We start from the raw sequence: 19,315 nt of genomic DNA on the forward strand, positions 1-19,315 counted from the left end.
CGATACCGGGGTTTTCGCTTTTTTTCTATGTTCAATTCAAAATCTGATGGATTTTATGCGTCAACCACACCTTATGGTGATGAGCCATTATATACTTATAGTACATGCTAGGTAGGGAAAATATTCTAACTGGTAAACGACGTGGTGAGGAGCGGCTATGGTGAAGATGGTGATGTATATGTTGATAATTGGGTTAAGCGGAGGAGTGGCCTTGCTCTTATTTCGAACGGGACGTGCGACAAGACTCGTCCATCGGGCTTTGCGACGAGAACTTCAAGTGATTCGCTATGAATTGAAACAGGCAGAGCATCATCCGGCCCGGCAGTTTGACCTGCTCGACCCGGTCTATCGGAAAGTCGTGTTTCAAGTGCATTCAAAAGTGAACATGAAGCGGGCCGAATTGGAGCAAATGGTAAGCGATGAGTTAAATCGGTTGATTAAAAACAAACGCTCGGCCATCTTGTCTTCGGTGACGGTGATAGGGCGAAGCGCGTTAGGGTTGATGATGTTGAGCGTCAGTTTGGTAGGCGGATATGCGGCCTATCATGAGGCGCAAATGTTGGATTGGCCTGGTTCAACGCAAGTGGCGAGTTCATCGGCCATGATTCTCGACGAGACGTTCGAGCTGCCGGCGCAAGTCGCATCACCAGAGGAGCTTGGTCAGGCCCTCGCCTATCATATGAGTCAATTCGATGAAACGTTCAGCATCCGCTATATCGGCAAAAGTCGAGACTTTGAACACACGATGGAAGAAGCGTGGGACTGGCTCGAGATGAACCATATTTACGTGTTCCGCCTGTCACGCGGCGGAGAGACCGAGTATCGCGATCATGGCGGCTATATCGACCTGGATGTCGAGTTGGCTTACGATATGAACATCGAGGAAGCGAAACAGATTGAAGCGAGAGTCGACCAAGTCATCGCCGAGATGCCGGACGGACTGGATGATTACGAGAAAGTGAAATACATAAACGACTATGTCGTCTTGAACACGGCCTACAAGTTAGACAGCCAAGCGAGTCCGTACACGCCGTATTCGATTCTCTTCAATGGTGAAGGAGTGTGCGAAGGATACGCGTTAACGACGTTACTTCTATTAGAAGCAGCGGGGGTGGAAGCACGATATATCTTTGGAGAGGCTGGGACGGAACTACATGCGTGGAATCTCGTGAAGCTTGACGGCGCATGGTACCACTTGGACACGACGTGGAACGACCCGGTGCCGAACCGTCCGGGTGAGGTCGGGTACGATTATTTCTTGGTGTCTGATGCGACGCTACGGAACGACCATACGTGGGAGGTAGGAGATTATCCGTTGACGGCAAGAGCTGACTTCCAATAAAAAACGTGTTTCACTCCAACTAATCGGAGCGAAGCACGTTTTCCTTATTTTGGTGTGACAGCAAAAGACATCACTTCTTCAAACCGCGCCGTTATCTGTTGCGGACGTGTGATGGCCCTACCGACGACGACGGCATGGGTGCCGATGTCCATACAGCGTTTCGCCATCTGGGCGTCAAGTTGGTGTATCCAGCTGAGCTGAATCTCTGGGAATCATATTACTCTAGGACATCTATTGATGTGGTACATAAAGTGTTATTCTATTAAAAAATTAAACTTATCATATGATGGGCTTAATTTTTAATTTCTTAAACGCTCGAAAAATCAAAGTGTTAGCAATACACAACGAGGTACACAAACGAATAAGTTATCAATCAAATAACTGTTCAGGATGCATGGTTTTCAGATATTTTGAAATTTTTCTTTCGTCAGTTAGTTCATATATGCTCACCTTATTTAAAACATTCATAATGAAATCAGTCGCAATATACATTCTGTACACATCTTCAGTAAAGTCATAAAGTCTCTCAACAGCATATTCTTCAATTAGTTTTGCTGGGTGCTTTCCAATTTCATATGGATGACTTAGATTTGATGCTAACCAGTAATGATTGGAAGTCTTATTTAACAACTCGTTTAAAAAAGAGGTATAATTCTTACCAGTCTCATCAAGTATCTGAGAATATGTTTTCATCATATCTTTAAAAGTGAGGTTAGAGTCATTTTTGAGTTTTTTCCAAGAATCAATTGATGAACTAATGTTGAATGAGCTATACCTGATTTGTTTAATGTCATGACTTACTTCTGGATGTATGAGGGCAGAAGTAAGTAAGTGGATCGCAACTTGAAATCGCTCAATTAGAACACGACCATTTCTATATTTGGAGAGCATTGATTGATTTTCACTAAATATTTCATAATCACCATCATTACGATTAATAAATTCACTTATCCAGTTGTTTTTTGATTCTTCCTTCATGAAATTAAATAGATCATCTAATGAATATGATAGAGGACTGAATTCAAGTGAGCTTTTTTGAAAATATGATTCATAATTATTTTTTAGTTTTTCAGATGAATATTTTAAAGCTTGACCAATTTTATTAAACCACTCTTCTTGCTTTATAGGATCACCTTTTTCTATTCGAATAATACTACTTCTATGGATACCGGTTTTTTCTGAAAGCTGAGATTGCGTCATCCCTAAAGCTTTTCTTCGCTCTTTTATTAAACTTCCTGGATGGGTACCAAAAGCGCTCATGATAAATTTCTCCTTGTAATTAAAATTTTTATTTGATACATATATAATAACAACAAATTTTAAATAAGTGTTTTTAAATCACTACTTTTTTGATAAAAGTAGTGATTCCTTAATCGATGTTATTTGCATAGAAAGTTGTATCTGAGAAGTGAACAATAACAAAACTATTTTTATTGGAAGCAACTGTTGTCGAGAAGAGACATATCTCGAAGAAGACCGGTTAAGAACACCATGCACGAAACCTAGTATAGTTCAGTAAGGAACTTTATAGTTTCAACACGACGTTTCGACTTGAAATAGATACTTGGAAAGTTTATTAAATGTAACTCTCAGAGGAGTGAGCTAAATGAATTATTTCAAATGTTATAGTTGTAATTCTCAAATTTATGATAAAAAGAATGCGTTAGTAGTCATTGAAAGAAATGTAAAAGGTCAATATATTGCAGGTTACACTGTTCATAAACAAGAATGCGATAACAAACTTGAAGCGCAAATTCATCAAAGAGGAATGAATTCTAATTCTTCAATGGAATTGTCAGCTTTTAATACTGATTTGGAGTTGGTGAAGTATCTAGAAACTGGAGAACTTTAAGCTTAAAGGGGGTAAATGTTATGAAGGTGTGTGACGAATGCAAAAAAGAAGTAAAAGTCTTAGTAAGTATTGATGACGTATCAGAATTCGAAATTTGTGAAACATGTTTGACAAAACGGTTGAAAAGAAAAGACATAGTACGTTGTGATGATTGTAAACAGTATGTCGTATCTGAATATTCAACTGAATTCGAAGATGAATACGGAAATAAGACATACTATTGCGAAGGCTGTGCTGAGAGTCACGAATTACCGTCATTCGTTGATAGTCAGGATGAGTTTGAAGAGTATTTAGAAACCAGAAATTTTGATAACTAATTTTTAAATGAGAAAAGCAGCTCCAGCCAACTTGGCCGAAGCTGCTTTTCTCATTTCTCTACAGAAGCCTTAAGTGTCACTTCTTCACCATTCGTCGCGATGACTTGCTTGTACCAATCAAAGCTCTTCTTCTTCGAGCGAGTGAGGGTGCCATTACCTTCATTGTCTTTATCGACGTAGATGAAGCCGTAACGTTTCTTCATCTCGCCGGTCGAGGCGCTGACCAAGTCGATTGGGCCCCAGCTCGTGTAGCCGAGAATCTCGACGCCGTCCTTGATGGCCTCATGCATCTGTTCGATATGTTTCGCCATATAGTCGATGCGATAGTCGTCTTCGACGTAGCCGTTCGCGTCTGGCGTATCGACGGCACCGAGTCCGTTCTCGACGACGAACAGCGGTTTCTGGTAACGGTCGTACAGCTGGTTCGCCGTGATGCGGAAGCCGGTCGGATCGATTGTCCAGCCCCATTCCGACTTCTCGAGGAACGGGTTCTCGAGCGAGCTGAAGATGTTGCCTTCGGTCGATGCGTTGATCTCCGGGTCCGTGCTCGTCGTCCGGCTCGCATAATAGCTGAAGCCGATATAGTCGACCGTATGCTGTTTCAACAGCTCGAGGTCACCGTCTTCCATCTCGAGCGTGATGCCGTGCTCATCGAGGTAACGTTTCGCATAACCTGGGTACTCGCCGCGCGACTGGACATCGATGAAGAAGAACGATTCACGGTCCTTGTCCATCGCGTCCAAGACGTCGTCCGGGTTGCACGAGTAGGCATACGTCTGACCGGCCGCGAGCATGCAGCCGACTTGCATGTCGGGATTGATGGCGTGCGCCGCCTTGACCGCTTTCGCGCTCGCGACGAGCTGATGATGCGCCGCCTGGTATTTCACTTGCTGCTTGTCCTCGCCGTCCGCAAAGATTAGACCGGCGCCGATGAACGGCAAGTGCAACAGCATATTGATCTCGTTGAACGTCATCCAATATTTCACTTTGCCGTTATAGCGGGTGAACAGCGTCGTCGCGTACGTCTCGAAGAAGTCGACGACACGACGGTCGCGCCAACTGCCGTAGTTTTGGATGAGGCTGACCGGCACGTCGAAGTGGGCGATCGTGACGACCGGCTCGATGCCGTGCTTCAACAGTTCATCGAAGACATCGTCATAAAATTGAAGACCAGCCTCGTTCGGCTCGGCGTCGTCACCGTTCGGGAAGATGCGGGCCCATGAGATCGACAGACGGAGCGCCTTGAAGCCCATCTCGGCGAACAGCGCGATATCTTCTTTATAACGGTGATAGAAGTCAATCGCTTCGTGTGACGGATAAAACTCGCCCGGCACCGGCTCAAGTGACGGCAAGTCGCCGAACATGACGTCGAACCGCTTCTTCCCGGTCGGCAACAAGTCGACCGTCGTCAAGCCTTTGCCACCTTCTAAGTACGCACCTTCAGCTTGGTTCGCGGCGATGGCGCCGCCCCATAAAAATCCGTTTGGAAAACTCATCAAATCCATCCTTTCTAAAGTAGGGGAGGGACAATCCCTCCCACATTTTATTCGTTAATGACAAACAAGGCTTCGCCTGAGCGAACGTTTGTGGCACGGCTCGGTGAAATCACTTTGCGGTTCGTGACGATGACCGGTGTCGTGAGGGCACGGCCAGAGCGTTTGATTGCGTCGAGATCGAACTCAATCAACAACTGTCCTTTCTCGACGAACTCGCCTTGCGTGACGTGTGCTTTAAAGTGTTTGCCTTCCAATTGAACCGTGTCCATGCCGATATGGATGAGCACCTCGGCCCCCGTCTCGGTCGTGATACCGATGGCGTGATGCGTCGGGAAGAGGGCGGACACCGTACCAGATACCGGGGCGACGAGCTTGCCTTCCGTCGGTTCGATGGCGACGCCTTGGCCGAGTGAACCCGATGAGAAGGCGACGTCCGAGATGTCTTTCAAGTTGACGACGTTGCCGGCAAGTGGGCTGAGGATCTGCTCTTGGCCGACTTTTGTCGCTGATACTTCTTGTGAGACCGGTGTGACTTCTGGTTGTGGTGTTGCGGCGACCGCTTTATTGACGCCACCGAAGAGATACGTCAAGACGAAACCGACGACGAAGGCGACGGCCGTCCCGATGAGTGATCCGTAGAAGCCGGTCGTGAGTCCTTCCGGTGAGATGTTCGACGGATAACCGAAGACGCCGAGTCCGCCGATCATATACACTTGAGTACCCATGATGCCCATGATTCCACCACCGACGGCACCACCGATACAGCTCATGATGAACGGTTTCTTAAGCGGAAGCGTGACCCCGTAGATGGCCGGCTCGGTGACACCGAAGATGCCTGAGATGAAGGCCGGGATACTGAGCGTTTTGATCTTTTGATTTTTAATTCGGAGGAAGACTGCGAGTACGGCACCGATTTGCGCGAATGAAGCCGCGAAGACGAGTGCGAGTACAGGGTCCGAGCCGAGTGACGTCAAGTTGTTGATGGCGACCGGGACGAGTCCCCAGTGCAAACCAAAGATGACGAACACTTGCCATAAGCCACCGAGGAAGAGACCGGCGACGAGCGGGCTCAAGTTGTAGACGGCGACCGTGGCGCTACCGAGCAACATACCAGCCCATGTCGCGATTGGTCCGATTAAGATAAACGTGAGCGGGACGATGATGAGTAATGTAAGAAGCGGGACGATGAACATTTTGACGACGTCCGGAATGACCGTCTTCAAGAAGTTCTCAAGCTTCGCTGCGAAGAACGCCGCAATGATAATCGGGATGACCGATGTCGAATACGTCATCAAGATGACCGGGACACCGAGGAACGTGATATGGATCGGTGACTCGAACATGGTGCCGGCGAAGACGGTGTAGAGCGGGTCACCGGCCGTGAGCGTCGACAGCGTCGGATAGACGAGCGCCGCCCCGATGGCCATCCCGATGAACGGACTGCCGCCGAACTTCTTAATGGCCGTATAGCCGAGGAAGATCGGGAAGAAGTAGAACAACGAGTCGCCGATGGCGTTCAACAGCTGATACGTGCCGGATGTTGCGTCGAGCCATCCGAGGGCGACGAAGAGGGAGTTGAACCCTTTGATCATCCCGGTCGCGGCCAAGACACCGAGGACAGGGGTGAAGATGCTAGAGATGATATCGATGAACCGACTGAATAATGATCCTTTCGGGCCGTCCTCTTCTTCAACAGGTGACTGGTTTTGGAAGCCGCCGACCTCGACGACCGCTTTATAGACGTCCGGGACGTGGTTACCGATGACGACCTGGTATTGGCCGCCACTCTTCATGACGGTGACGACACCGTCCATGTTTTTGATGGCTTCCGTGTTGGCCTTGCTTTCGTCTTTTAATTTGAAACGCAAACGGGTGATACAGTGGACGACGCTGTTGACGTTCTCTTTGCCGCCGACGTGTTGGATAATGTCGCGTGCGAGCTGTTCATATTTCATGTCCGTTCCCTTCCTTTTCCATTGGATTTTTAAGTTTGCGTCAAATAAAAAACCTGACCCGTGTCAGATGAGATACGTGAAATCACGTAAGCCATCTGACTCGAGTCAGGTTATGCCCACTAAAGGTAACATTCCTGCGCAGGAGACCGTTCAGTTGTTATTTGATACTTGAAATGTAGCATGTGTCAAAACAAAATGTCAACGCTTACATTTAGGGATTTTCAGATTTCTTGATTCTGTCACAAGTGAGAATTTTTCACTTCTATAGATGGGAATCATTTTGAATTGAAACCAAACGTGAACAGAATTCGTACACAGATTAACAATTCAAAAGGAGACCAAATCATGAGACGTGAACAACATATCCGGCGCCTCGTCGACTATGCGAAACGAAGTCAGCGCTGGGCCATCATTTTAGCAGTCGCATCGTTCATCATCACCGGCACACTGATCGATAAGGTCGACCAATCTGAATATCTCTTGCTTGGTTTCGGTTTTCTTGGTGTCATTCCGCTCCTCGTCCGCGAGTGGCGGTTCGGCACGATTCGAGCCTCGTTCAACGACAATGCGACGTATCAACGGCTCGTCCGGTTGCCGTTCTGGATGACGTTATTCGGTTTAGTGATTCTTTATTCGATTTTGGGATGGTACGAGCTTGGGTCACCGGGACCGTCCGTTTTCCTCACGCTCGCCGTTCTCGTCGGCGGGATGTATCTGCTTCAACGCTATTTCGAGCGAATCATCTTGAAACTCGAGCCGGATTATATCACCGACCGCGAGCTGCATCGCGAGCTGAAATGAAAAAACGAGGTCACCCGGCGCGGGGAGACCTCGTTTTTGCTTACAAATATCGTTCGTTCATGACCCGCCCCCGAATCGGTTTGGCCGGTGAGCCGTAAGCGACGACGTGGTTCGGGATGTCCTTGACGACCGTGGCGCCGGCCCCGATGACCGTGTCGTGGCCGATGTGGACGTTGTGGATGACCGTCGCACTCATGCCGATGAACGTGCGGGCGCCGACATGGACGTTGCCGCCGAGATGGGCACCCGGGGCGATTGAGGCGAATGATTCGAGCACACAGTCGTGATCGACCGATGCCATCGTGTTGATGATGCTGTGCGGACCGATGACGGCGTTCGGATTGATGACGCTGCCGGCCATGACGGCCGTCCCTTCACCGAGCTTCACGTTCTTGCCGATGACGGCGCTCGGGTGGATGGCGTTGACGAATTTGAAGTCTGGGTTATGGTACTTAATTTTTTCGGCAATACGCTCACGATGAACGTTGTCTCCTACACCGATGATCCCTCTTTGAACAACTGTTTTCGAATCAACGAACCCTAGCACTGGATATCCTGCAATGAACTTCCCTAACAGTGAAGGACTATCATCATAAATTCCAGCAATACGATAAACCCCCATCAATTCGAGAATATCAATCAGAACTTGTGCGTGACCGCCTGCACCAAATATCACAATCCATTCCATGATTGGCCACCCCTTTTTTTGCCGAAAGCTGTCGAATTTTTATCTTGTACGTTAGTTATTTCCGATTCCCCATTTTTAAAACAGAACTAGAAAGAAGTTGCAATCATAATTTGATATCAAAACATATTCAACTCAGAAGTGTGTGACTACGTGCAAAGATAAACGTTCAAAAATCTGAAACAGCGTAATTTGGATTGCAAAAGCATTATTCGCATTTCCGTTTTGTTGTTTTTCGGACGGGCTATTTTCCTAAAGTAATCTACTTACGGAAGGAGTGCTCGCCATGCCTTTAAAATTGATGTACATCACGAACCAGCCGGAGATCGCGCTGCTCGCTGAACAGAACGGAGTCGATTGGGTATTCGTTGATTTAGAACTGAACGGAAAAGAAGAACGTCAAGGTCATCTCGACACGGTCATTTCACGCCACGCAATCCGCGATGTGAGTCGGTTGCGCGCGGTCTTGAAGCATGCCGAGCTGCTCGTTCGCGTCAATCCGATTTTTCAAGGCTCACGCTATGAAATCAATGAAGTGATCAATCGTGGTGCCGACGTCGTCATGTTGCCATATTATAAGACAATCGACGAAGTCGCGACATTCATCGAACTTGTCGACAAGCGAGCCAAGGTCTGTCTGTTGTGCGAGACAAAAGAGGCCGTTGCCTGTATGCCGGACGTGCTCACATTATCGGGCATCGACTATATCCATATCGGATTGAATGATCTTCATTTGAGTTACGGACAAAGTTTCTTATTTGAGCCGCTCGCTGACGGTACAATCGAATCGGTCGTTCGTCAAATACAGACGGCGGGAATCCCATATGGATTCGGCGGCATCGCTCGAATCGGGGAAGGGAGACTCCCGTCCGAGAAAGTAATTGGCGAGCATGTCCGGCTCGGTTCGTCACTTGCGATTCTATCGCGTAGTTTTTGTAATGTCGGTTCGATTGGAAAACTTGACGCCAAACAGGCACAAATGTTCCAAGAAGGGGTATGGAAAATTAGGGTGTACGAGCAACAGCTCGAACACGCGACACCTGAGTGGTTGGAATTGAACCGGTTGAGCCTCGTCTCGACCGTCGATGCCATCACGGCGGAAATCCAGAACCGGAAAGGAATTTTGTCATGAATTTGCTGTCGACAGGAGTGCGGTTGACTCCTGAACAACTCGCAAAACTTGAACGACTCGGCTATACGGTGACGATTCTCCGGGAAGAGGCGGACGTAGCGGACATCGATGTCTCAGAGGTCGAGGGCTTGATTTGTAACAATGTGTTTCAATATCGCCAATGTGAGGATTTCAAACGACTGCAGTTCGTCCAAGCCATCAGCGCCGGACTCGACCGTCTGCCGCTCGAAGAACTTAAGAAACGAGACGTCCGCATCTATAACGCTGGCGACACGTACGCCGTACCGATGGCCGAATGGATTGTCTGGCAATTGCTCGACTTCATGAAGCACGGGGCGGCGTTTCGAGAGAAACAGGCGAATCGGCATTGGGAGAAGGAGCGTCGGTTGCGCGAACTGACCGGGAAGATCGTCGCCTTGCTTGGTCTCGGTCACGTTGGAGAGGCGATTGCGACGCGGCTCCGGGCGTTCGATATGACCATCATCGGCGTCGGGCATCGCGAGAAACAAGTGTCGTTTGTCGACCGTTACGTGTTGATGGATGAGTTGCACGACGTCCTGGCGGAGAGTGACGTCATCGTCATCGCATTACCGCTCACCGACGATACGTATCATGTCATTGATGCGGAGGCGATTGCATCCATGAAAGAAGACGCCGTCCTGTTGAACGTCGCGCGCGGCTCGATTATCGATGAGACGGCGCTCATTGCCGCACTCGAGGAAGGGAAGTTCTTCGGGGTCGCCTTGGACGTCTTTGAGACTGAGCCGCTTCCGTCGGACCACGCGCTCTATAATTTTGAATGGGTGACGCTCACCCCGCACAATTCATACGTGTCGGACCGGGTGAATGAGAGGCTGTTTGATAATATCTTTCATAACTTGTTACATGAACAACCTAACTGACACGCGAAGCTGACCCAAGGGTCGGCTTTTTTCATTTTTTATACTTCACGAAAAGATTATCCACCACTCATTCTGTTTGTGAGTTACGGGAAAGGGCTTACGGGAACAACGAGGATAGAATCATAGCCTTTCACTCACATCATGAAACGACAACCTAGAAGGAGTGACCCACATGCCAAGTCTTACCCCGCTCGTCAGTTTGGTCGTGCCCATCCACAACACAAGTGCCTACTTGAGACAATGTCTTGATAGCCTTGTCCATCAAACGTATCCACACCTCGAAATCATTTGTATCGATGATGGCAGTACGGATCATAGTCTCGACATCGCCTTAAGCTACGACAAAGATCCACGGGTGCGTGTCATCAGTCAGACGAATCGAGGATGCTCCTCTTGCCGAAATCGTGGCCTACAATTGGCGTCAGGTGAGTACATCATGTTCATCGACAGTGACGACTGGCTCGACTTAGATGCGATTCGATTAATGGTCGAGCACGCAGAGGCAGGACGTGCCGATGCCGTCATGGGCACGTACGTCCGTGAATACACCGACCGTTCCCTCCCTAAACGAATCTTTGAGGCGGATTTTTTGTCGTATGACGCAGCGCAGACGAGACGTTATGTTCACCGCCGATTATTCGGACTCGTTGGTGAAGAGCTCGCTCGCCCGGAAACCGTGGATGCGCTCAATTCAAATTGCATCACGCTCTATCATCGGGACCTCATCAAACATTTGTCGTTCGGCGGTCCATACGGGACGTTCGTCGACTTGTATTTTCAAATCCAAGCGTTGGAGCATTGCCAGCGATTCATTTACATCGACTATCCGGTCTATCATTACCGAAAAACCAATGCTGCATCGGAGTCGAGTGTGTATCACAAAGACCTCATCTCCTCGCGCCTGCAGTTCTTTCATATTTTGATGCGCTATATCGAGACGCATCAACTTGGGGAGGAGTACAATCACGCCCTTTATAATCGAATCGCCCTCAGTATGATTGGCATCGGCTTGAACGAACTTGCGGCACCGAAATCACTCTTCGCCCAGGCCGAGTCGCTGAAACAAGTGCTCCGGCAAGAGGAGTATAAGCGCGCCTATTCGCAGATGGACATGCATCATTTCGATGTGAAATGGCGGACGTTCTTCCAGCTTTGTAAGAACGAACAGACCGTGCCGCTCGTCTTGATGTTGCGTGGTGTCGATTATCTTCGGAAACGTGTATGAGGAGGAGAGAACGATGAAACGAGTGCTTATGGTCGCCTCAGTCGTCTCAATGATTGAGAGTTTCAACCGCGACAATATTCGGATGCTCCAAGAGATGGGCTATCAGGTCGACGTCGCCACGAACTTCGAGTGGGGCAGCATGTATTCGCCTGAGAAAATTGCCCGCATTAAACAGGACTTACAAGATAGTAACGTCGGTTTGTTCCAAATCGATTTCGAGCGTGACATCAAGCGGATGAACAGTCACGTCCGTGCCTATCAACAATTGAAGGCCGTCATGACGGCGAACCGCTATCACTTCGTCCATTGCCACTCGCCAATCGGCGGGGTCGTCGGTCGGCTCGTCGCCCGCCAGACGCATACGCCATGCATGTATACGGCGCACGGATTCCATTTTTTCAAGGGCAGCCCGTCACTCAACTGGATGCTGTATTATCCAGTCGAACGAACGCTCGCCCGTCTGACCGACACAATCGTCACCATCAATGAGGAGGACTTCTCACGGGCACAGACGTTCAAGACGTCACATACGTTCCGTATCCCCGGCATCGGCGTCGACACGAAACGGATCGAGGCGATCACGATCGACCGAACGTTGAAGCGTAAAAGCCTCGGCATCGACAGTGACACCGACTTTGTCTTGTTATCGGTCGGCGAGTTGAACGAGAACAAGAATCACGAGACGATCATCCGTGCCATCGCCTCGCTAAAAGAACCGACGCTCCGCTATTTGATTGCCGGGACGGGTGACAACAACGACCACCTCGAACGGCTTATCCGGGAGCTAGGGCTCGAGCGGCAAGTCACTTTACTCGGTTTTCGGGACGACGTCATCGAAGTGATGAAGGCGTCGGATTGCTTCGTCTTCCCATCGAAACGCGAAGGGCTCGGCATGGCCGCGCTCGAGGCGATGGCTGCTGGACTCCCGCTCATCACGTCGAACGTCCACGGCATCAATGACTATTCGATTGACGGGGTGACCGGGTATAAGTGTTCGCCGGAAGACGCTTCAGGGTTCGCTCGAGCAATCCGGACGATGCAACTCGATTTTGATTTGTCCCACCAGATGGGGCTCCACAACAGTGAGTCGGTCAAGGCTTTCGACGTCGACCGCTCGAAGACGGAGATGCGCCGCATCTATTCCCAATTCCTTCAAGATAAGCCGACGTGATAGTTCATGAAAAGATGGTAGACATTTCTTTTCGATTTGCAGAGAACGTCGGGTAAGAAGTAAAGACATAGAACAATCTCATTATCTCGATTGGATTATTGTATAGGCAACTTTGTCTGAAGGAGGGCTTACGTGTGAAAAGTCAAACGATGTTACTCTCAGAAATATTTGGAGTTCTAAAGAAAAACTTTTTACTTCTCGTGTTGATGATGCTCATTGGAGGAGGGGCGGCCTATTATTTAAGTCAGTATGTGATTGCACCGACTTATGAGGCTTCGACACAAGTATTGATTGTACCTAAAGAAGAAGCCGGTACGAACGTGATTGACAGTGCCCAAGTATCTTCTTCACTATCGCTCGTGAACACGTACCGCGTCATCATGCGCAGTCCAGCTATCTTGAACGAGGTACAAGAAAGAGTGCCTGAAGCACCGACAGACATCAGTGAGATTCTTTTGGTAGAAAGTGAAGAGGACTCGCAAGTCATCAACATCGTCGTTCAATACGTGGATCCAGTCGTGGCGACTGAAATTGCAAATGTCATCACGCGTGTATTCGCGAGTGAGATTCCTGATTTAATGAACATCGACAATGTTCGCATTTTATCAGAGGCTGTCGTACCCGGTGATCCAATTGCTCCTAACCTCGTTATGAACACCGCGATTGGTCTACTTGCAGGTTTCATGGTCGGAGGAGCGCTCGCTCTCATCCGCCATACGTTTGACAAACGGATTTACGATGAGCGTGAGGCAGAACTGATTTTGTCTCTGCCGGTGATTGGTTCAATTCCGGTCATTGAAAAACGGGATATGAATCCCAAAGCGGTGAAGGCAAAAGCTGAAGTTGCCAAAGAACCGAAAGGAGATGACCCACATGTTCCACCTGTTAAAGAGACAAGACAAACATCGTGATTCTGGGCGTAGCCTCATCACATTGGCAAATCCTAAATCCCCGATCGCCGAACAGTATCGAACGATTCGGACCAACCTACAGTTCACGGCACTTGGTGCGACGTTACAGACGATTGTTGTCACGTCGGCGTCGCCAGGCGAAGGGAAATCAACGACGGCTTCGAACTTGGCCATCGTCTATGCGCAGCTCGGAAAACGGGTGTTGCTCATGGACTGTGATATGCGGAAGCCGACGGTGCATTTCACATTCCAACTAGCGGGGCAAACCGGTATGTCTACCGTCCTCGCTAAACGGACATCGTTTGAGCGTGCGGTTCAAATGACGAAAGTGCCAAAACTTCATTTACTGGCAGCAGGACCAATCCCGCCGAACCCATCTGAGTTATTGGCTTCTCCAATGATGAAGCAACTATTGGATGAGGTGAAGGAAAAGTACGACTTGGTTATCTTGGACGCTCCTCCACTCATGCACGTTGCGGACAGTCGACTGTTGGCAAGTGAGACCGATGGAACCATTCTCGTCGTAGGTTGTGACAATTCAAACCGCGATCTCGTCTTAAAGGCGAAAGAACAGCTTGTCTTGTCCGGTGCTCACATGCTTGGAATCGTTATGAACAAGCGGGAACGGGGCGGTAAGGACGCCTACTACGCCTATACGTACGAGTAAGAAGGGAGGGAGAATCATGCGGATTTTACACATCAATGCCATTCATGAAGACAAAAGCACGGGACGGATTTGTAAAGAGATTTCGTCTGTAGCGGTAGCCCATGGGCATGAGAGTGTCGTCGCTTATGCGACAGGTCCAGATACGGGAAGTGGGTTCCGCATCGGTTCATCCTTCGATCAAAAGCGACATGCGCTCTTGTCTCGCTTGAGTGGGAAACAAGGCTATTTCTCAAAAGGGGCGACGGTAGAACTCATCGATTATATCGAATCGTACAAGCCTGACGTCGTGCATTTGCACAACCTCCACGGCAATTATATCCATCTCGAGACATTGTTTAATTGGCTCAGGCATACTGACACACCGACGGTACTGACGCTACATGATTGTTGGTTTTACACCGGGAAGTGCACGCATTATACGCGAACCGGTTGTGAGCGTTGGCGAGATGGATGCGGGAGCTGCCCTAGACTTGCGCTTGATAATCCAAGTTGGGGTCTTGATCGGACTGCTGAAATGTGGCAGGACAAAAAACGATGGTTCGAAAACATCTCGCGATTAGCCGTCATCGGCGTCTCGGATTGGATCACGATTGAAGCACGATTTTCATTTCTCGGTAATGCAAAGATGATTCGGCGGATTTACAACTGGGTCGACCTCGATATTTTCTACCCCAGGGACACATCAGGGTTACGTGAGGTGCTCGGGTTAGAGAACCGTTTCGTTCTACTGGGCGTCGCTAGCTCATGGGACGACTCGAAAGGACTGTCTGACTTTTTGCAGGTGGCACAGGCGTTGCCGGAAACACAATTGTTGCTCGTCGGAGACCTTCCCGACATCACGTTACCAGTGAATGTGATTCATATTCCTTCAACGAATCGTATCGAGGAGTTGGCTGACTACTATGCGCTCGCAGATGTGTTCCTCAACTTATCGGTCGAAGAATCATTCGGGAAAGTGACCGCGGAAGCGATGGCCTCAGGAACGCCGGTCGTTGTGCTCGATGCGACAGCGAACCCAGAGCTAGTTCCACCTACATGTGGTGAAGTCATACAGCCCCAACGGTTAGAGGCCGTTATAGCTGCCATCGAAAAAATGAAAAGACTCGGAAAGGAACACTACACGGATTCCTGTGTCGAGCACGCACGCACCTCCTTTTCAATGGAAGAGCGAGTGACGGATTATCTGGGAGTGTATGAAAGCTTGGTCGACGAAAAAAGGAGGAATCCACAATGGAACGCCCACTCGTCTCGATTGTCATCCCCGTCTACAATGGAGCGGACTATTTGAAGGAAACGATTGAAAGTGCCCTCGCTCAAACGTATGAGCGTGTGGAAGTGATTGTAGTCAACGACGGATCGACAGACAGCGGGGCGACAGCGGCTATTGCCCGTAGCTTTGGAAACCAAATTCGATATTATGAAAAATCAAATGGCGGAGTATCGACCGCACTAAATCTTGGTATCGAGAACATGCGCGGTGAATGGTTCTCTTGGTTAAGTCATGATGATCTTTATGAACCGGACAAGGTGAACAATCAAGTCCAAGAACTACAGAAGCTTGGTGATCAAGCTCAGAACTATATATTGTCTTGTGGTACGAAACTGATTAATGAAGCAGGGGCTCCCATCCATCGTCCAAGAAGACAGTTGAAAGGGTTGTACAAGGATGAGGCCATGTTTGATTACCTTTTACTCAAAGCTTGTTTGAGCGGCTGCGCGTTACTTATTCCCAAACAAGCATTCGAACAAGTGGGAGGATTCCCAACAACGTATCGATATATTCAGGACTGGGTGTGCTGGGTTGATATGGCTTTGGCAGGATATCAATTCAAATTGACAACGACTCCACACTCGAAGACACGCATTCATGAAAAACAACAGACTAAAAAAATAGCTGACCTCGCGCCAATCGAGACGGCTCGCTTTTTCGAACAGCTGTTAGTACGACTTGATGCCCAAAATAGTGTTACCACGCCTCAGATTAAAACGGTATTTAAGGCGGTGTATCGCTCGACTGAACCTGAAGTAAGAGAGGATTTATTAAAACGTTTCGCTGGGAACCGTCATTTAAGTGAATTCGAACAAAAGAAATTGCAGACGTCTTCGTTCATCTATCATCGCGTGTTGATGCTCTATCGAGGAATGATGAACCTTCGTTATCGTTAAGCGGAAAAGGAGGAGGTCATATGTGGATCTATTTGATTAATATGTTGCTTCTGATTGCATGGGCGGCGCTCCTCCTGCGTGATGATGGCATCAAGCACGGAAAGTTGCTGTTTGTGACGATTGCGACGTGCCAGTGGATACTTTTATCAGGATTTCGACATTTCAGTGTAGGTGCCGATACGATGCAATACAAATGGATGTTTGATGAGACGAAAGGCATATCGTGGGAACGTCTAGGTGACAATTTTGTCAGCATTCTCTTTGGCGCCGCTGACGGAAGAGATCCAGGTTATTACTTATTGCAAAAAACAATTCAACTGGCGACAGAAAATTATCAGTGGTATCTCTTGACGGTTGCACTCTTGTTCTTGATTCCGTTTGGGATTTGGATTTATCGAAACTCGAGCGAACCGTTACTCAGTTTTCTAATCTTTTCAACACTGTTTTACGCGTTCTTTGCCATTACTGGTATCCGCCAAACGATTGCGACGGCGATTGCCGTGTTGATCGGCTACTACTTTATTCAAACGAGACGATTTTGGCCATTTCTCGGTGTCGTGTTGCTGGCAGCGACGATTCATCAATCCGCACTCGTCTTCCTTCCGTTTTATTTCTTGGCGACGAAGACGATCACGCCACGTTATCTGCTGTTCATGGGGGCGTTGATCCCGTTCTTGTTCGTGTTCCGCGTCCCATTGTTCGAATTTTTCCGTACCATCAGCGGTTACAACGAATACGAGTATTACACGGGGGCAGGGACCTTTAACTTCTCCATGATCTTGATTCTGATCACAATCGTTTCACTTTGGCGTCGTGAACAGATGATTGCGGTCAACCCGAACGTGACCCACTATTTGAACGCCTTGTTGCTCGCCCTGTGTTTTCTGCCGCTCACGTTCATTAATCCTTCGATGATGCGGATTGTCCAATACTTTTCTATCTTCGTCATGCTTCTGATTCCTGAGTTGCTCCGTTCCTTCGAACGACGGGAGCGCCTGCTCGTCTATTACGTGGCCATCACGATGCTGCTGCTCTTGTTTGTCCGTAACGAACCGCTTTATATGTTCTTTTGGCAACAGAAATAAGGGGAGGGGAATCTGGTGACGACGAAAGTGGAGTTTGATGAACAAAAAAGTTCACGGCAAATCAAGATCGGTGTACTCATGTCTTACATCGCCATCGGATTTAATATCCTCGCCGGGCTGTTCTACACACCATGGATGATTGCGGAAATTGGGAAGGCGAACTATGGCCTCTATATGCTATCGCTGTCGCTCGTCAGCATTTTCGCGCTAGATTTCGGCTTGGAGGCGGCGGTGTCACGCTTCCTGTCAAAATATCATGCGCTCGGAGATTCAGAAGGAGCGTCCCGTTTTCTAGGTGTCGCGTTCAAACTTTTCCTCGGCATTGCAATTCTGATTGGAATTGTCCTGATTGGTGTGTACGTGATGATCGATACGATTTACGCGAGTCTATCACCGACTGAAGTGGAGACGCTTAAAGTTTTATATATTATGGTAGGTTTTTACATCGTCGTCTTGTTCCCGACCAAACCGTTCAATGGGATTTTTATCGCGAACGAACGGTTCGTCGTCCTCAACTGGTTCAACTTGATCGAGAAAGTATCGACCGTCGTCTTGATGATTGGTGCGCTCTTGTTCGGATTTGGCTTGTACGCACTCGTTTTCGTCAACGCCATCGTCGGTCTATCCATCATCATCGGCAAAGGCATCTACCTGCTCCGCAGAACCGAGACGGCCATCGACTTTATGCATAACAGCCGTTCGATGTATCGGGATATCTTTTCCTTCTCTTCTTGGACGACCGTCATCGCTATCGCCCAACGTTTCATCTTGAACATCACCCCGACCATTCTTGGGGCTTTGGCGAGCAGTGCCTCCATCGCCTTGTTCTCAATCGGGATGGTCATTGAGGGGTACGTTTGGACCATTTCCTCCGCGATTGGATCACTCTTCCTGCCGAAGGTCACGCGTATGACAACTTATAATCGCCAGTCCGAATTGGATAACTTATTGGTCCGTGTCGGACGCATCCAGTTGTACATCGTCGGATTGATTATCATCAGTTTTGCGACGATGGGACGGGAGTTCATCGGTCTATGGGTCGGTCCCGACTTCTTTCCGTCCTATGTGGTCGCGTTATTACTCATTCTTCCTGGAATTATCACATTGACGCAAGAAATCGCCTACACGACGTTGATAGCGGTCAATCAAATCAAGTATCGGGCGTTCGCGTCGCTCATCGTCGCGACGGTCAGTGTGATCCTGTCGCTTCTCTTGTCACCGCATTACGGGGCGATTGGTGCTGCCATCGCCATCTTGATTGGGAATTTGGTCGGTACTGTCGTCTTTATGAACATCGTGTATATACGCGTCTTGAAATTAAATATGTGGAAATTTTTCTACGAATGTCATGTGAAGATTGCCCCAGCATTGGTTTTTCTAGGCGTGGCGGGCCTACTGGTGCAACGATACTTACCTGTCGACTCACTGATTCATTTTCTCTTTAAAGCTGCTGCGCTCGGTCTCGTCTACTTTATCTTTCTATGGATCTTCACGTTTCGGGATGATGAAAAAGAACTGTTGCGTGGGTTTATCAGACATGCATCGAAGACATCCTGAACGGGGTGTCTTTTTTCAAGGGATGCAAACATTAGACATGTCATCTTTCAA

The 19,315-nt window shown here is 48.5% G+C and carries 18 protein-coding genes and 1 pseudogene; 14 read left to right on the forward strand and 5 right to left on the reverse strand.

Features of this window, described 5'->3' with window-relative positions:
- Positions 1-211: 211 nt before the first annotated feature.
- Positions 212-1,342, forward strand: a complete 1,131-nt coding sequence (locus KNP79_RS14645; RefSeq protein ID WP_215192867.1) for a transglutaminase domain-containing protein — start codon at positions 212-214, stop codon at positions 1,340-1,342.
- Positions 1,343-1,386: 44 nt separating this feature from the next.
- Here the strand turns inward: KNP79_RS14645 and KNP79_RS14650 are convergent.
- Both KNP79_RS14650 and KNP79_RS14655 read right to left on the reverse strand, forming a co-directional pair.
- Positions 1,387-1,521, reverse strand: a pseudogene (locus KNP79_RS14650) (N-acetylmannosamine-6-phosphate 2-epimerase); the annotation flags it as partial.
- A 190-nt stretch (positions 1,522-1,711) separates the two neighbouring features.
- Positions 1,712-2,602 (reverse strand): helix-turn-helix domain-containing protein, encoded by an 891-nt coding sequence (locus tag KNP79_RS14655; RefSeq protein ID WP_215192869.1) that lies wholly within the window; start codon positions 2,600-2,602, stop codon positions 1,712-1,714.
- 346 nt (positions 2,603-2,948) lie between these two features.
- On the opposite strand from KNP79_RS14655, the gene KNP79_RS14660 reads away from it, so the two are divergent.
- Together KNP79_RS14660 and KNP79_RS14665 are read left to right on the forward strand one after the other, a co-directional pair.
- Positions 2,949-3,194, forward strand: coding sequence for a hypothetical protein (locus tag KNP79_RS14660; protein ID WP_214823591.1), 246 nt, complete (start codon positions 2,949-2,951; stop codon positions 3,192-3,194).
- A 20-nt stretch (positions 3,195-3,214) separates the two neighbouring features.
- On the forward strand, positions 3,215-3,511 hold the full coding sequence (locus tag KNP79_RS14665; protein ID WP_215192870.1) for a hypothetical protein: 297 nt from the start codon (positions 3,215-3,217) through the stop codon (positions 3,509-3,511).
- A 50-nt stretch (positions 3,512-3,561) separates the two neighbouring features.
- On the opposite strand, the gene KNP79_RS14670 is transcribed toward KNP79_RS14665, so the two are convergent.
- Both KNP79_RS14670 and KNP79_RS14675 read right to left on the reverse strand, forming a co-directional pair.
- Entirely contained in the window at positions 3,562-5,016 is a 1,455-nt protein-coding gene (locus KNP79_RS14670) for a 6-phospho-beta-glucosidase (protein WP_215192871.1), read from the reverse strand.
- A gap of 38 nt (positions 5,017-5,054) precedes the next feature.
- A complete protein-coding gene (locus KNP79_RS14675; protein ID WP_215192872.1) occupies positions 5,055-6,962 on the reverse strand; it encodes a beta-glucoside-specific PTS transporter subunit IIABC in 1,908 nt (635 codons plus the stop codon).
- Between the two features lie 345 nt (positions 6,963-7,307).
- Between KNP79_RS14675 and KNP79_RS14680 the strand changes: the two genes are divergently transcribed.
- Positions 7,308-7,763: a hypothetical protein gene (locus tag KNP79_RS14680; RefSeq protein ID WP_215192873.1), complete on the forward strand. Its 456-nt coding sequence runs from the start codon at positions 7,308-7,310 to the stop codon at positions 7,761-7,763.
- A 40-nt stretch (positions 7,764-7,803) separates the two neighbouring features.
- On the opposite strand, the gene KNP79_RS14685 is transcribed toward KNP79_RS14680, so the two are convergent.
- Positions 7,804-8,451: an acetyltransferase gene (locus tag KNP79_RS14685; protein WP_215192874.1), complete on the reverse strand. Its 648-nt coding sequence runs from the start codon at positions 8,449-8,451 to the stop codon at positions 7,804-7,806.
- 283 nt (positions 8,452-8,734) lie between these two features.
- Here KNP79_RS14685 and KNP79_RS14690 point away from each other — a divergent pair, with 283 nt between their 5' ends.
- The 10 genes from KNP79_RS14690 (at position 8,735) to KNP79_RS14735 (ending at position 19,264) form a co-directional block, all read left to right on the forward strand.
- Positions 8,735-9,580, forward strand: coding sequence for an aldolase/citrate lyase family protein (locus KNP79_RS14690; RefSeq protein WP_214803813.1), 846 nt, complete (start codon positions 8,735-8,737; stop codon positions 9,578-9,580).
- Positions 9,577-10,482 (forward strand): NAD(P)-dependent oxidoreductase, encoded by a 906-nt coding sequence (locus tag KNP79_RS14695; RefSeq protein WP_215192875.1) that lies wholly within the window; start codon positions 9,577-9,579, stop codon positions 10,480-10,482. Before KNP79_RS14690 ends, KNP79_RS14695 begins: the two co-directional genes overlap by 4 nt.
- 172 nt (positions 10,483-10,654) lie before the next feature.
- Positions 10,655-11,707 carry a glycosyltransferase family 2 protein gene (locus KNP79_RS14700; RefSeq protein WP_215192876.1) on the forward strand — a complete coding sequence of 351 codons (1,053 nt, stop codon included), beginning with the start codon at positions 10,655-10,657 and terminating at the stop codon, positions 11,705-11,707.
- Between the two features lie 13 nt (positions 11,708-11,720).
- Entirely contained in the window at positions 11,721-12,878 is a 1,158-nt protein-coding gene (locus KNP79_RS14705; protein ID WP_214803807.1) for a glycosyltransferase family 4 protein, read from the forward strand.
- 134 nt (positions 12,879-13,012) lie between these two features.
- Positions 13,013-13,789 carry a YveK family protein gene (locus KNP79_RS14710; RefSeq protein WP_215192877.1) on the forward strand — a complete coding sequence of 259 codons (777 nt, stop codon included), beginning with the start codon at positions 13,013-13,015 and terminating at the stop codon, positions 13,787-13,789.
- A 22-nt stretch (positions 13,790-13,811) separates the two neighbouring features.
- Positions 13,812-14,456, forward strand: coding sequence for a CpsD/CapB family tyrosine-protein kinase (locus tag KNP79_RS14715; RefSeq protein WP_353049098.1), 645 nt, complete (start codon positions 13,812-13,814; stop codon positions 14,454-14,456).
- Between the two features lie 16 nt (positions 14,457-14,472).
- The gene (locus KNP79_RS14720) at positions 14,473-15,744 is read left to right on the forward strand and encodes a glycosyltransferase (RefSeq protein WP_214803803.1); all 1,272 of its coding nucleotides are present in this window, start codon (positions 14,473-14,475) and stop codon (positions 15,742-15,744) included.
- Positions 15,687-16,622, forward strand: coding sequence for a glycosyltransferase family 2 protein (locus tag KNP79_RS14725; RefSeq protein ID WP_214803801.1), 936 nt, complete (start codon positions 15,687-15,689; stop codon positions 16,620-16,622). Before KNP79_RS14720 ends, KNP79_RS14725 begins: the two co-directional genes overlap by 58 nt.
- 20 nt (positions 16,623-16,642) lie before the next feature.
- Positions 16,643-17,707 (forward strand): EpsG family protein, encoded by a 1,065-nt coding sequence (locus KNP79_RS14730; RefSeq protein WP_215192879.1) that lies wholly within the window; start codon positions 16,643-16,645, stop codon positions 17,705-17,707.
- Between the two features lie 15 nt (positions 17,708-17,722).
- Positions 17,723-19,264 (forward strand): oligosaccharide flippase family protein, encoded by a 1,542-nt coding sequence (locus KNP79_RS14735; protein ID WP_215192880.1) that lies wholly within the window; start codon positions 17,723-17,725, stop codon positions 19,262-19,264.
- The last annotated feature ends 51 nt before the right edge of the window (positions 19,265-19,315 follow it).

The sequence above is a fragment of the Exiguobacterium sp. s7 genome, assembly GCF_018618195.1.
GTDB lineage: Bacteria > Bacillota > Bacilli > Exiguobacteriales > Exiguobacteriaceae > Exiguobacterium > Exiguobacterium mexicanum_A.